The 14316-nt window shown below is 39.2% G+C and carries 10 protein-coding genes; 1 reads left to right on the forward strand and 9 read right to left on the reverse strand.

Translation table 11 applies throughout. The annotated features are described in order from the left end of the window. Positions 1 to 47: 47 nt before the first annotated feature. From A3GM_RS11500 to A3GM_RS0104025, 7 genes are all read right to left on the reverse strand, one after another. On the reverse strand, positions 48 to 455 hold the full coding sequence (locus A3GM_RS11500; RefSeq protein WP_026216116.1) for a GtrA family protein: 408 nt from the start codon (positions 453 to 455) through the stop codon (positions 48 to 50). Continuing rightward, entirely contained in the window at positions 418 to 1023 is a 606-nt protein-coding gene (locus A3GM_RS0103995; RefSeq protein WP_018362101.1) for an HAD family hydrolase, read from the reverse strand. Before A3GM_RS0103995 ends, A3GM_RS11500 begins: the two co-directional genes overlap by 38 nt. Positions 1024 to 1192: 169 nt before the next feature. Continuing rightward, entirely contained in the window at positions 1193 to 2071 is an 879-nt protein-coding gene (locus A3GM_RS0104000; protein ID WP_018362102.1) for a decaprenyl-phosphate phosphoribosyltransferase, read from the reverse strand. Further along, positions 2068 to 3096, reverse strand: coding sequence for an acyltransferase family protein (locus A3GM_RS0104005; protein ID WP_018362103.1), 1029 nt, complete (start codon positions 3094 to 3096; stop codon positions 2068 to 2070). Before A3GM_RS0104005 ends, A3GM_RS0104000 begins: the two co-directional genes overlap by 4 nt. Next, the gene (locus A3GM_RS0104010) at positions 3077 to 4138 is read right to left on the reverse strand and encodes an acyltransferase family protein (protein ID WP_018362104.1); all 1062 of its coding nucleotides are present in this window, start codon (positions 4136 to 4138) and stop codon (positions 3077 to 3079) included. The genes A3GM_RS0104005 and A3GM_RS0104010 overlap by 20 nt, the downstream gene beginning before the upstream one ends. Before the next feature lie 165 nt (positions 4139 to 4303). After that, on the reverse strand, positions 4304 to 6127 hold the full coding sequence (locus A3GM_RS0104020; protein ID WP_018362106.1) for a phosphoethanolamine transferase family protein: 1824 nt from the start codon (positions 6125 to 6127) through the stop codon (positions 4304 to 4306). A 603-nt stretch (positions 6128 to 6730) separates the two neighbouring features. Next, a complete protein-coding gene (locus A3GM_RS0104025) occupies positions 6731 to 8863 on the reverse strand; it encodes a glycoside hydrolase family 97 protein (protein ID WP_025829862.1) in 2133 nt (710 codons plus the stop codon). Between the two features lie 782 nt (positions 8864 to 9645). On the opposite strand from A3GM_RS0104025, the gene A3GM_RS0104030 reads away from it, so the two are divergent. Then, a complete protein-coding gene (locus A3GM_RS0104030; protein WP_240430784.1) occupies positions 9646 to 11226 on the forward strand; it encodes a DUF6377 domain-containing protein in 1581 nt (526 codons plus the stop codon). Between the two features lie 279 nt (positions 11227 to 11505). On the opposite strand, the gene A3GM_RS0104035 is transcribed toward A3GM_RS0104030, so the two are convergent. Together A3GM_RS0104035 and A3GM_RS11505 are read right to left on the reverse strand one after the other, a co-directional pair. Further along, positions 11506 to 13380 carry a fimbrillin family protein gene (locus A3GM_RS0104035; RefSeq protein WP_018362109.1) on the reverse strand — a complete coding sequence of 625 codons (1875 nt, stop codon included), beginning with the start codon at positions 13378 to 13380 and terminating at the stop codon, positions 11506 to 11508. Positions 13381 to 13544: 164 nt separating this feature from the next. Then, positions 13545 to 13691, reverse strand: coding sequence for a hypothetical protein (locus A3GM_RS11505; RefSeq protein WP_018362110.1), 147 nt, complete (start codon positions 13689 to 13691; stop codon positions 13545 to 13547). Between the last annotated feature and the right edge of the window lie 625 nt (positions 13692 to 14316).

The following is a 14316-nucleotide window of genomic DNA, read 5'->3' on the forward strand; positions in this document are numbered from 1 at the left end:
TGTATAATTATTTTACTTGTATAAATCGATCAATAGATAATTGTAGACTATTTCTTAGTTAAGAAAAAGCGAACCAATATAAAGTTGATGGGCACACACACAGCAAACATAGGCAAAGGAGCCAGTTTTTGCGGTACACCTATATATAAAAAGGCATTTAAAACACCCAATTGCATAAAGTAGTTCACCACATGCGACAAGGCAAAGCCCATGCCTCTGCGGGCGTTAGCCTTTACTTTAAAGGTGAAATAAGTACTTGCAAAGAAGTTGAATATAAAACTAATACCATAGCCCAGCGTTAAAGCTAAGTTGTGATTCATCACCTTTAATGCCACAATATAAATAGCATATTGCAACGCAGTGGCTGTTCCTCCCACCAAAACAAAGCGCAACATTTCGGCAAGCGCCTTGCGTTTATTAGGTTCTAAATGGTTTATAATGTTGAATATCCGCATATTTTAGCATTTCACTATCGCCCGAACTATCGCCATAAGCAGTGATGTGATATTGTTCTCGGTCTGGAAACAGCTCTTTAATTCTATTCACCTTTTCGGCACCATAGCAATTTTTCGATGCAAACGAGCCAGTAACAATGCCGTCTTTCACCTCGATTTGTGTTCCCACCACAATGGCATTGGGACACACTTCGCTAAAAAATGGCTTCACCCAGTTATCGATACTTGCCGTAACCACCGCCACAATAGCCTCTTCTTTCTGTGCTTCTCGCAACATTTCGAGGGCTTTGGGGCGCATAATAGAGCAGTTTTCGTGGGCAAAGTTACAACATATTTCATTAAACTTACTTATCTCTGTGCCTTTAAAATAATAGGAAAAGAGTTGTTCTTTCACTTTTTCGTTGCTCTTCCAACCCAGCTTCATCAACACAAGCAACCACAAATGAGCCATAAATCCCTTATAAAACGCCTTCGTTCCTTTAGCATATCGAATGAAAAGAAGCAGGGTATCGTGCGTGGTAAGCGTTCCGTCGAAGTCGGTGGTAATAAGCTTTTTTTTCTCGTTCATAATCCTTTCGTTTTCCTTCTCACAAGTCTTTGTTTATGGGCTGTTGCGCCCTTGCGTGGCAATAGCATTGCTTTTAGGGTGTAAAAGAGCTGCTTTTAACAAGCAATTGCAGTGCTTTTACAGGGCAAATACATTGCTTTTGCAAAGCTGTTTCAATTGAAGTGGTGAGTTATAGACAATATATAATGATGGCAAACGATGCTCCCCACGCCACAACAACAGCTTGAGTGAAGTGGTCGTGCAATAGAATTTTGGTAGGATCGCCACTCTTTTTGTCTACAACAGTGAGCTGAATGTAGCGCAACAAGCCGATGAGTACCAAGATTGAAGTGAGATATAAGTATTCAGTATTGAACCTTTCGAGCACCTCTGGCGATACAGTGTACATGATATAGCACACCAATGTCACAGCAGCAGTGATGGTAATGGCTTGGTTTATGAATGTAGTGTTATATCGAATGGTATTCTTTCGAGGTGCTTCGCCTGTCTCATTCATTCTCAACACATCATCTCTTCGCTTGGCAAAGCTAAGGAATAGGGTTAAAAGGAAGGTCATTAACACAATCCATTTACTTAACATTACGCCCGAAGAAACACCTCCCGACAAGATTCTTAACACGAAACCAAAGGCCACAATGCACACGTCTATAATGGCATATTGCTTTAGTTTGGCGCAATAGCATAGATTCATACCATAATAAAACATCAAAATGCCGAGCGTTTCATATCTATTTTCGGGCAAAAGAAAGGCTAACGACACACCAATTGCCAACATCAACGCCATTAAAAGATAGGCGGTTGTGATAGAAACTCTGCCCGATGCAATAGGACGAGCACACTTCACGTCGTGCTTTCGGTCTGCCTCTACATCGTAGATGTCGTTGAAACAATAAACAGAAGAGGCAATGAAGCAAAACGAAAGCATGGTTATCACGCTACTATAAAGGGCTGTTGGGTGAAAAAGACTACCGCTAAAAAACAACGGCAACAGCACAAATATGTTCTTTACCCATTGATGTGGGCGAGTTAACTGCACAATTGATTTCATCTATTGATATGTTTTAATGTGAATGAAACAATGCGTTGAACAAGCATTGCCAATGGAATACTGATGGCAAGGCACAACACAAGGGTTACAAAATAATTGAGATGGTGTCGCTGAAGGGGCACCAATATAAAGTGGAGATGTAGTAAATACAACTCAAGACTTATCGAACCTAAGAACGCCCAACATTGTTTTACCACCTTGTTGGTGTGTTGCAATGCCTCACTGGCTATCAAAACGCCTGAAATAGTGATTGGAATATATAACATTCTGTTGATGAATAAGGGGTAATGTCCATGTTCCCACTGCTCTAAATAGCAAGCTACGACAAGGGGAAAGAGGAAGATAACCCACAAAAGAGGGCGTGTGTTGGGGGCAAAGGTCTTCTTTTGAAGAATGTAAGGAGCCATATTAATGCCGATGAGAAATATCGAAATGCGACTCCAAAAGATTTCTAGATGCCACAAAGCATGGTGCAATGGGGCTATCCAAGCAACGGCACAACACCACACAATGGGCACTATTGTCAGCCAAGTGTAGAGTCTGTTGCGGTTAACAAGTTGGATATAGAAAGGCGAAACGAGGTATAATGCCATCAAAGCAGGTATATACCAAAAGGTTAACTCGCCGTGTAACCAAAAGTCGAGGTGCACTATTACATCGCCTAAGAGGTCGAAAACATCGTTACTAAAGCCACTTTTGAGGTAGAAATGAAAGCCATAAAAGCACGAAGCCAATAGCAACCAAGTGGGATAAACACGCAAAAAGCGTTGCTTATAAAAGTGTTTTAGGTTGGGACAGCTACGCCATGAGAACCAAAGACCAATGCCACTAAGAAATAAAAAGACATCAACTCCCACGTTTCCCATTCGTTTTAAGCCATAAAACCAACTCGTTTGGGGCACATAACCATGGAAAAGAACAACTAAAAGCATTGCTATTCCCATTAATTCTGTGCGATATTTGCTGATTAGCTCAACCGAAACAGGACGTGAAGTGAGTGCATCTCTATTTCTTGAACAACTCATCTGAAACCAATTTAATGAGGCGTTTAAACACAATGGCAACGACTATCGAGGCTAAAAAGTAAAGCACTAAGCCCGAATACACATCGCCTTGTCGGCTAATGGGTATGAATATCTTGCGTGTTATGGGGTGACTTACGAACAAAGCAGCCGAGATTGAGCCTACCCAAGCTAAGCCATTTTGAAGCACTTGGGGCAAGACTCGAACGAAAGTGAGTCCAAAAACGCACACAAAAGCAGGCACTGCGAACCATGTTTGATAGTGCAAACTACCTAAAAAGATGCCTATCAACGAGCCAAAGGCAAGGAGATAGCAGGCCGAAAGAGAAACTTTAGGTTCAAATCGTGCGTAAAGTATGCCTAAACCAAAGGGCAAAATGCCTCCAATAGAATTGTAACGCAACTGATTGAGCATGTCAGACGTGGGCAAACACACGGCTTGCACAAGCCAACAAAGCACAATTAAGAAGACAACCACCCACGAACTGCGACGGAAAATCGCTACTCGATAAATCAAATAGAGCTGTAACATCAAGCCAAAGAACCAATAAGGACCTGGCCAAATGGCTCTATCTGGGTTGGTAAAGAGGTTGTTAGTCATTGTTATTTGCCCCACAACATTGCCCAAAGTGTAGTGATATGAGCCTGGAGTGATGAGGTCTATCATGGTGAAAGCAGCAAAACCCACTATCATCATGCCCCAAAGTTTGCGAAAATGATGACCCATAAAGCCTGCCAAAGGAACGCTTAGGGGTTGCGAAGCATATTTCTTTTCGAGTCCATAAGCACTCAAAAAGAGGAAAAGAGGCACGCCATAGTGCCCAAAGAACGATATGATATGCAACAAAAAGTTGCTATCGAGCGACGCAAAAGCATGCAACATGCCTTGCACATTATTGCTTTTGAAGGTGTATTCGTTCTCTCTTACAATACCACTAAGCCAATGACAATAGTTATGAAGAATGATTCCGAGGATTGCAAGACCTCGAATGGCACCACTATTCACTATCGATTCTGAGTTATTATTGATTCTTTCGACACTCATTTCTTTGTTATTCAAACCTTGTTATATCGTCTTTAAAAAGACCTTTTTATGCTATTACAATTGAAGAACTTTGCTGCTGTAATTGAAAAGCTATGCTATTGCGATGCAAAAGCAATGTTATTAGCACCTAAAAGCAGTGCTATTGCAAGCTAAAAGCAATGCTTTTTATTTCAAAGAGTCGTAATCGGTTGTTCCTTTTAATAAACGCTTGCGATGTTCGTTGTAGTTAGGCGAAATCAAATTGTGCTCCTCTTTGTAGGCACTTGTTTTAATTCCACCCAAATAAAGCAATAGATGTGGCAACGCATCGGTCATATATTTGCGGTTACGAGCTTTGCGAATGGCTCGCACTATCTCTGGATGTCGCACCGAATACTTGGTTGAACACCAGATCCAAAAGGGTATATCGAACTCTGCATGCGCCAAACGTGCATCTATTTTTGCCGAGTGTAAGCGACAAAAGAAATGCATATCACCTTCAAAACACTCTTCTCCATGGTCGGGAACATATATCACTATCGCCTCTTTTTTCTCGAAACGACGAATGATTTGGTCGACAATTGAATCGTTATACAATATCGCATTGTCGTAATCAGACAATATTCTGCGCTCTCTATTGTCGTGATTTGGCTTCATTTCTTTATAGTCTTCGCCCTTAAACTTCTTCCTATCGTCAGGACTTCGCTGACGATAATTAACGTGTTGACCTATTAAATGGAAGATGAAAAGATTGTTCTTGCCACTTTGTTCCTTTAAAGAATCATACTCATGAAGCAGTCCTTCGTCGTAAGTATGTAGCTTATCGTTGCGTGTATCGAATTGTGCTTTACTCAATTCTGCATTGTTTAAGAAGAAACCTCCACTTAAATCGTACACCGCCTCGCCTGCTTTTGGTAGGAATTGGTTGGTGATGAAGGTGACATGATAGCCCGCTTTACGGAACAATTCGGGGAAAAGTGGATAGTCGCACCACTCTCCTTTGTCGCCAACAGTGTAGGTAGAAAACATGTGTTTGAACACAAAACTGGTTAAATTCCATGGACTTACTACATCGGTAAAGGGTATTAAGCGACCTTGTTTCTGTCGTTTTATCTGTCGAGGAGTGGTTGGTTTGATGTAACCATACTGCGAAGAGTGATGTCTGTTGTAGCTTTCTCCGATGATAAGAACGATGTCTGGCGAGGTGAACTCACAACTGTCTACTTCTACTTTCTTTGAAACTTCAATCAAACGGTCGAGCTGTTGCGACACAAGTGAATTGGCATACAAGCTGAAAGCCAATCGATAGAGGGGCAAATACAACTCGGCATGTTCGTTTTCTGTTAGCTGATGCTCGGCATCTCCAATGTTTTGGGCGGTTAAAAGCTTATAGATCTTGCCCTTATTGTGCGCTGTTGTGACCACTGCTAACACCAAACAAAGGGTTATAACGCCTGCGGTGATATAAGAAGTAAGGGGTTTTACGAAGAAATGACGCACCTTTTCGACAAACGAACACACTGCTTTATTTTTGCAGAAGAGCTTTAGCAATGAGCGATGGAACGCCAAAATGATGTTGAAAAGCATGAGAAGAAGAATGTGACCCACGCCTCCTAACAAGACATCTGCCGACAAACACGAGCGAAGAAACTCTCCTGCTTCTCGTGAATCGGTTTCAAACATCAGCAATAACATCGTTGGATTGAGCGTAGAATCGAACTTAGTGAAGCAGTAAACGTCGACAATTGCGATGCAATAGCCTATGAGATAGAAGAGAAAACGCACTATCTGTCGCACTTTGAGGGGCAAAATGGCCAAGAAAGCACACACCAAATAAAGGTCGATGAATAGCTCTAAATACAAATTTTTATACAGCTTCATCCACCATACATTAGGAAGTGTTTCCCAAGAGCACAGCCACCCAAGGAAATACATAAAGATAAAGAACACAAAATTTAGTTGGATTGGAGCTAAAATAATGTGCACAAGGCGTTGAATGATGCTCTTCATTTTTTATGATTAATTATTATTTAGGCTACAAAAATAGTATTTTTTTATCACATCACCAAGTAAAAACAAGCATTGCAAACGAACATCTTGAAGCAAATTGCATATTGATTTAAAACGAGATACAAAAGAGTTGATTAGCAACTATTCGACGCTTAAAACATATCGGGTTGAAAGTTGCCTCGAAAGGTTTTTTATTTGGGCTCATAAAAGCACTACTTTTGAGGTGTAAAAGCAATGAGTTTGCAGTGCAAAAGCTATGGAATTAGAGGGTAAAAGCATTGAGTTTTTAAACAAACACCTAAATGATTGATTTTCAAGGGCAATGCAATAGGCTTTCGACCTCTACACTCTAAGGCGGAAATAAAATAAAAGGTGTCTGCGATTCACATCGTAAACACCTTCTAACTCTATCACAACAAACATCCAATAAATCTCTCGAAACATCACTGCCTCTATGCAGATTCTACATAATTAGTTGGTAGAGTTAAATAAACTACAAATAAACGATTTCTGAAATTATATCTATTACTACAATTTTTCTATGTGTTGAATAAGCTCTCTCTTTCCTTTTGAGGAGCGAAAGAGCCTTATGTGAAATGCGTTTTATTTCTTAACGAGGAGCGAAACACCAAATCCACCACCACGAGCTTCATTGATTTTCAATACATCTCCACGCTTAACTTGCTTGCGAATGATGCTATATGCTTTTGGATTCTTTTCATAATCTGCATCAGCAGCATCGCTATAGATAGTACATTCGTATGTCTTTCCCTTGTCTAAGAAGTCGAGTTTGATAACAGCTTTATGACCGTTCTCATCGCATTTGCCACCAATAAACCAGTTGTCAGTGCCCTTTGCCTTACGAGCAACAGTGATATAGTCGCCTGGTTCTGCCTCGATATACTTTGAATCGTCCCAATCTACTGCCACATCTTTAATGAATTGGAAGGCATCGCTATACTTTTCGTAGTGCTCGGGCAAGTCGGCTGCCATCTGAAGTGGGCTATACATCACAAGATAAAGAGCCAATTGGCCTGCCAATGTGGTGTGAACATACGATTGATTGCTACTCCAATTCTTCAATTGTGTTTCGAAAATACCAGGCGTATAGTCCATAGGTCCACCCTGAAGTCGTGTGAATGGCAATATAACTGTATGGTCGGGGTTATTTCCACCGAATGCTTCATACTCTGTACCTCGTGCACTTTCATTACCTATAAGATTAGGATATGTACGGCAAAGTCCTGTTGGTCGGGTTGCTTCATGTGCGTTAACCATAATCTTATGCTTAGCTGCTTCGGTCACAGCGTATAGATAATGGTTGTTCATTACTTGTCCGTAGTGATGCTCTCCACGTGGAATAATGTTTCCAACATAGCCACTTTTCACTGAATTATAGCCATACTTATTCATCAATTTATAAGCATCTTCCATGTAACGCTCGTAATTCATCGCTGAAGCAGAGGTCTCATGGTGCATCAGTAGCTTCACTCCTTTAGAGTGAGCATATTCATTTAACGCCTTAATATCAAAGTCGGGGTAAGGTGTTTGGAAATCAAATACCTTGAATTTAGAGTGTCCAAACCAGTCTTCCCAACCGATATTCCATCCTTCTACCAATACTTGATCGAGCCCATTCTTCGCTGCAAAGTCGATATAACGCTTCACTTCAGCAGTCGTTGCGCCATGTCTTCCGTTTGGTTTTGCCTTAGAAAAGTCTGTAACTCCAATCTCTACGGCTGGGAATTCGTCTGTATAACTCCAGCTTTTTCTGCCTACTATCATCTCCCACCATACGCCACAATACTTCACTGGCTTAATCCATGAGGTGTCATCGTATTGACATGGCTCGTTAAGATTAAGTATAAGGTTAGACGAAAGCATGTCTCTTGCGTCGTCACTAACAATGAGTGTACGCCAAGGAGTGGTGCGTGGAGCCTGCATATAGGCTTTATTTCCTTGTGCATCGGGGGTTAACCACGATTCGAACACCATGTTCTTATCGTCTAAGTTGAGGTGCATTGTAGGATAGTTCACGCATGCTGCCTCGTGAAGATTGATGTATAAGCCATCTGAACTCTTCATTTGTAGCGATGTTTGAACGCCTGTTTCTGAGAAAGTTGTTTGCGAAGTATTGTCTGTAACCGCTGCTTTCATCTTCGAACGGATCTCAGATAGCTTTGAAGTTACAGTCTCATATTCTTGTGTATCGTAGTCTCCTGGAAGCCACCAAGCGGTATGATCGCCTGCCATTGCAAACTGAGTGTGCTCGTCTTTGATAATGAAATAGCCCAAATTGCTTTGACGTGGGAACTCATAACGCAAGCCCATACCATCGTTATACACACGGAATCGAACAATGATAGTGCGATTTGGGTGTTCTTGTGTTAGCGAAACAGCCATCTCATTATAGTGATTTAAGATGCTACTGGTCTCTCCCCACACTGGTTTCCACACCTCTTTGAAAGACGAAGTCTCTGTGTTACTCACCTTAAAACCATTCATTAAGTTGGTGTCTTCGGCCTTAATTCCATCGTTTTGCGAAGGAGTTAACTCTAAGCCTAAGCGAGATTGTTTAATAACTGGTTTGCCTTTATAAGACACTTTGTAAGTAGGAACGCCGTTATCTACCAATGAAAACGACACCACTACATTGCCATTAGGCGACTTTACTTGCTGTGCAACGAGCAACAAAGGCATCATTAATGCACATAAACATAAAGATATTATTTTCATATACGCATTGTTTAGTTATGAGTCGCAATAAAAGTTTGCTCTAATTGTTAGCAAGGTAAATTGCATAAGAACAACTAATCAACTATTATTCTAACTCTGTCTTGGGTTGATATTTTTACTATTCAATTACTTTCGTGGTCTTCTTTGAAAGAAAGGAAACGGCCTTTATATCCTTCTTTTCATCATATTAAAGAGATAAGGCGTTTTAATTCTGCATTCATTGCTATGTTTTTCTGTTTTAAAAGAGACCCACTCAAAATGAATAAGAGCAGGTCTCTCTCCACATTGTCATAACTAATAAACTAATCTATTTTCACTATTCTTTTTAAAACCTAAACTCTTTTGAATCGAAGTACATTCTTCTTGTCGGTTCCTTCGAACGATATTGAAGACGACTTGCCGTGTGCTTGTGTTCTTCCTACATTCGAAATGCAGATACACTCGCATTGCTTTTAATACAGTGCAAATATAAAATATAAATCGGTTAAATACATCATTGAGTATAGGTAAAGTAGAATTATGTATTTTAAGTAAAGATATAAAATACTGATATTTAGATCTTTATATAACAATTAGATTTTACTTAAAGTAGAATATTTTATTTAAAAAGAATTCTTATCTTTGCATTTAGAAGACTAAAAGAGCCTTTTTCACCATAAAAACAAGTTTATCACATGCAAAAAGATTTGCTTTTCAATTGTCAAAACAAGTGGGTTATCGCACCCATCATATGCTTATTACTTTTTATTGCTCTACCCTTAGAGGCGAGGAACAAGAATATTTTGGCACAACTCGATAGCTTTATAAAGAAACGAGAATATTATGTAGAGCTAAAAGAACGCCAATTAGACCTATTAAAGGCGTCGGCAAAGAGCTGTAACGATGATATGAAACGCCTAAAGCTATACAACGAGATCTACGATAACTATAATTCGTTTGTTTACGACTCTGCTATGACCTACGTAAACAAAGGCTTTCAACTGGCAAAAGCCATCAACAACCCCTATTATATCACACTCAATCAATTGCACAAAGCACTGCTTTTGGGCACAAGAGGCTTTTATCACGAAGCCATTAGTAGTATTGCCGACATCAAACGAGAAGCACTCGAGCCACAACTGCGCTTTGAATACGACTTCACCCTATACAGAGTGTATGGCTTATGGGGCGAATATTGCACCGACAGTGAATATGCTTCACAATACGAAGCACTGAAAATTAAGAGTATTGAAGATGCTCTTGAGGTGGTTCAGAAAGAAACTGCCACCTATTATTATATGTTAGGCGAATATACCAACTACAAAGAGCGAGACATGGAGCATGCAGAAAAGTTCTATTTAGAGGCTCTTCGCCACTCCACTCCATCGGATCGGCTTTACGCTTCGGCTGCTTTCATGGTGGCATATTGCAACACTGAGAATAAAGCGGTGTTCGAAGAATATCTTATTAAGGCGGCTATCAGTGACATTGTGCGCCCCACTAAAGACAATATTGCATTGCAAGACCTTGCCGTACACTTGCTCAATAACAACCCAAAGAATATTGAAAGGGCTGAAAAATACATCAATATTTCGATGGAAGACGCTCGTTTTTATAACAACCGATTAAGAACTTTCGAGATTTCGAGCAAACTTCCTATCATCACCTCAACGTATAAAGAGGTGATTAACAAGCAAAACACGCATCGATTGATTATTATCGCCATCATTACGCTACTTTCTATCGGCATGATTATTTCGCTTATCTTTATTATTCGACAAAATAATCTACTCAAAACTAACAAGAAAGAGCTGTCGAGCAACAACGAACTGCTACAAGAATTGAATGAGCGTTTGTTACAAACCAACAACAAACGAGAGGAACTGGCAAAGCTTTACATTGGCTTGTGCGCTAAGTATATCGACAAACTGACGAAGTATCAGAGCACAGTGAAACGCAAAATTATGGCCAATAGGGTGAATGAATTGCTCACAAAGGTATCGTCTTCTCGTATGTCGGAAGAGGATGCTGCTGTGTTTATGGCTCGTTTCGACAAGGCATTTCTTGCCCTTTACCCCTCGTTCATCGAAGAGTTGTCGGCACTTCTGCAACCTTCTGAGCAGGTATCGCTCGAAAGCGACGGAACGATGAGCACCAAACTGCGTATCTTTGCGCTGATTCGTTTGGGCATAAAAGAAAGTTCTGAGATTGCTACCCTACTGTTCTATTCGCCTCAAACCATTTATAACTATCGCTCGGCAATGAAGAAATCGGCTCTAAATCCTGAGACTTTTGAAGACGATGTGCGTCACCTTTGTGTCACGGTGCACAACAACAAGGAGGGGGAAAGCATAATCCTTCTTCATCAACTAAATTGCAGCTGATTGTACATTTCTGTGCATCACTCCACAAATAGCATTGCGTTTAGGGTGTAAAAGCAGTGAGTTTACAGTGCAAAAGCTATGGAATTAGAGGGTAAAAGCATTGAGTTTAGTCTGCAACTTCTGCAACTTCACTTTTAAATCGCAACTCTTCGCCCTTTAAATAGACGAAAGATGTTGTGCAAGACCAATAAAAAACTCTCGCAAAAGCCTATTGCTAATGCGAGAGTTTCTATTATATTTAATTCTTAATAAATAAAACAAGGATTCTTAAAATCTTGCTTATCTGATTCCATTGAATGGAGCAAAGGTATCTTTTTGATCATCTGTGCTTACAAATACAGGACGAATAGTTTTTCCATAATGTATGTCTGCAACCGCCATATTAAAGCTACCGCCAATTACTAAGTCCCAATTTCGAAGGTTTGCACCAGACTCTGTTGCCGACATATACATCGAATATGGATAAATTAGTTTTCTTCCCAATAAGTCACGGTAAGTAACTTTAGGACTATTACGTCTACGGTTACCATTTAGTGGCAAGAACAATCCATGACCAAGACGCACTTCTTGGGTTACATCAGGAAGGTTATAGAAGCTCTTCTTAAAGTTCAAGTTGGCTGCTTTCACTGCTGTTTGACCTGCTTTTACATCGCAGAAATACATTCCATATACCTTATTTCCCTTGTCAGTGTAGCAATATGCAGCCCAAGAGTTAACGTTTAACAAGCCTTCAAGCTCGGTTTTTTCAGGCATACGATACTTGTTATGCTTTTTAAAAGTATGATAATAAACTATGTCTCCAGCCTTGACTTCATTATAATCCGTAGTTTCTCGGGCTAGAAGACGATCGCTCACATACCATTTTTTAGCAAGAGATTTATATATTGGCATACTCTTTCCCTTATCAGAAGTAAAGTCAAGAGCTGTTTCTATCGCACCAAATCTAAACAAGTCGGTATTATTTACATTGTCTTCATAACCATCTTCAAAGAACTGAGAACCTACAACTGAAGCACCACCTCTTTGCTCTTTGTCTGCATAACGAGAGATCCACCATTGTGCTGGCGCAATTCCCCAATACTCTTGGTTGGTTGCTTTGTCCTTATAGTGAATGAAGTTACCTTTTGCCCATTGCACACCTGCTACGCTAACATAAGGCTTATCGGTTTCTTTTGCAGACACAGGAACAGACTTGCTGGTGTAAATTTCACCCTCTTTAAACTCTTTTCCGTTCTTAACTTTTGCGATATAGTACTTGTTATTAGCAGCAACCATCACAGTTACATCTGTGTATCTACCTGGAATAATAGCTGCATAGAAAGTGTTAGAACCATTCATTTGGCTTCCATCTTTCTTTGCTAAAGTAACAGTTCCTGTTCCTTCTTGACCATTATTTTCCCAGTTTCCTGTCTTAAGATCAAGCTGACCAGTTGGCTTTACACCAAGAATTGCAACATAATCAATATTACCGAAAGAAGCGTTTGCATCTTTATTTTTGAATGAAATAGCCCAAATAGCCACCTTTCTGCTCATGCTATTCACTGTCGCAGTTGCCTTACCATCTTTCAATTCTGTTACAGCTGCTCTACCATATTGTAGGTCGTATAGCTTACCAAGGCTTTCTAAAGTTCCTTCTTGTTGTGAGATGTTAACACCTAAACGCAAAGATGGCTTTTTACTTGGAACATATTCGTCACCATCTTTCTCCATTGGTTCAATAATTTTATATACCTCTGTATCTTCAGAACGAACACTTGAACGAACCGAACCTTGCATATTTGTTTGCAAAGCATTACCTGGATATAAGAAAGCAAGCTCTTGTCCTTTAGCTAAAGAGCCTTCGATTTCACCTCTTAAGCGTGCGCTTTTAGCACCACTTGGTAAGCCTGAAGGACTTAAGAATGAATATGATGTTAAGCGAGTATCAGGGTTTGTAACCTGATAAACTAAGAAATTTTCTCCATCTTCCCAATAAGATACTACCTTATTGTTGTCTACTTTTAAAGAACGAGTCTCTGGTGAGCCTACGTTTACAGTTAATTCGTACTTTGGCAAGCCGTTGTTGCTTGCTTTTTCGTCATTAATAGTGTCAGAACAACTTGCAAACGACAATGCGAATGCTGCTGTTGCAACTAATGTTAGTATTCTATTCATACCCTGTTTATTTTTTCTTTCTACTTTAAATTAGTAACTTCTCTTCTTTAGACTCATTGCCATTAGCAATAAAAAGAGCCACACAAGAGTGAGAAACTACATTGTTTATAAAATAAGATTTTTGAGTTGAATGCCTAATGAGGCATTGTTTAATTTAAAATTCACTACCTACCAGGTTCTTCGAATTCGATTTCAGAACCTTCTACTGGATCTGATGTTCCAACATTGATACCTGTTGCTGCCAACAAGGGTTGTTCCTCGAATGCATAAAAACGAATTGTAGGAGCAACATAAAATGCTTTTTTGTTCATTTTGTTTTCTTTTATTAATAACTTATATTGTTTTGCTTTTGATATCTATCCATATTCTGGTTTTATCCCTTTAATAAAATACACTACATGCATATTATTAAAACATACAAAATATTACTTTTTTTTGCATTAAACCTCTTTATACAGGGAGTTTTTATTATTAAAATTGCATACTCTATGGGCAATTATCCTTAAAACGATGCAAAATTACAACAAAAAACTCAATACTTCCAAATGTTTTATAGTTAAAAATAGATAACAATATTATTGAATGACGTAAATCAAAGAAATGAAATTAAGAAACGAATAAATACTCTAAATTGCACAATACCAATACAATAAGGAGTTAATATCAAATATTTTAACATAATCTTTATAATTATTACACTTTAAGAATATTAAGATTATAGGCGTTTTTTTACCTTAAAATTACCTTACGCAACACAAATAAGGAAAAAGGGAACAAAAAATTACACATTAACTACCTTATTATATATATTAGAAGACATTCTTCTTAAAATGCAGTCGACAAGAAAATAAAAGGGAAAAGAGGGCATAAAAAAACTTGCTACATTGTTTTTATAACAACATAGCAAGTGATGTGTATTTCAAAAGGACTGCTATT

The sequence above is a fragment of the Hoylesella nanceiensis DSM 19126 = JCM 15639 genome, assembly GCF_000379965.1.
Lineage (GTDB): Bacteria > Bacteroidota > Bacteroidia > Bacteroidales > Bacteroidaceae > Prevotella > Prevotella nanceiensis.